At 75.5% G+C, this 788-nt stretch carries 2 protein-coding genes; one reads left to right on the top strand and one right to left on the bottom strand.

All coding sequences use genetic code 11. From position 1 onward, the window contains the following. Window positions 1-520, bottom strand: a 520-nt coding sequence (locus G3573_RS21750; protein ID WP_163263696.1) for a glycosyltransferase family 4 protein, incomplete at its 3' end; no start/stop codon positions are given. Here G3573_RS21750 and G3573_RS21745 point away from each other — a divergent pair. Beyond that, window positions 519-788, top strand: a 270-nt coding sequence (locus tag G3573_RS21745; RefSeq protein WP_205598441.1) for a hypothetical protein, incomplete at its 3' end; no start/stop codon positions are given. The two genes, G3573_RS21750 and G3573_RS21745, sit on opposite strands and share 2 nt — an antisense overlap.

Raw genomic sequence — 788 nt, 5'->3', positions numbered from 1 at the left:
GTGCGGGCAGGCGCGCGCGGGGCGGATGGCGCGCCTCGTCGACCGCGTTGGGCATCAGCCGGATCGCCCCGGCCGGCACGCCGTCGGCCACCAGCCGGTCGCGGCACAGCTCGTCCACCGCCAGCCAGGCGCGCACCCGCGGATGATGCGGCGCGGCGTCGAACGGGGCGGTCGCGTCGTGGCAGGTGTGGACCGCCGGGACGCCCGGCAGGGCGGCGAGCGCGGTCAGGGTCATGACGTTGTGGTGGCCGTGGATCACGTCCGGGCGCCAGGGCAGCTGCTCCAGCCGCTCGACCACCACGTGGCCGCGGTCGCGCATGGCCTGCGCCTGCGCCCCGGCCTTCGACACCCAGACCGCCACGCGATGGCCGGCGCGGCGCAGCCCGTCGGCCAGCTGTTCGGTCACCACCTCGGTGCCGGAGCGCTCGGCCAGCAGCAGGTTGGTGATCAGGACGTCCAGCGGCGCGCTCCCTCGACCTTCAGGGAACGTACGGTGCAGCTTCGAAGTTCCTGGCCCCATGACCGCGTCGCCGATCCTGATCGCCGCCCATCCCGGCCACGAACTGCTGTTGTTCCACTGGATGGAGCGGGTGCGGCCCACCGTCTTCGTGCTGACCGACGGATCGGGCGGCCGCTCCGCCTCGCGGCTGACGCACTCGCGGGCGTGCCTGGCGGCGGCCGGGGCGCGGGCCGGCGCGGTGTTCGGCCCCATGCCCGACCACGCCTGGTACGCCGCCCTGGCGGTCGGCGACGCGGGCCCGTTCGAGGCGGCGGTCGAGGGCATAGTG

The sequence above is a fragment of the Caulobacter sp. 17J65-9 genome (assembly GCF_010975005.1).
In the GTDB taxonomy this organism is placed as follows: domain Bacteria; phylum Pseudomonadota; class Alphaproteobacteria; order Caulobacterales; family Caulobacteraceae; genus 17J80-11.
Note: the sequence above shows the minus strand (reverse complement) of the source record. Positions and strands in the feature narration are given on the sequence as shown.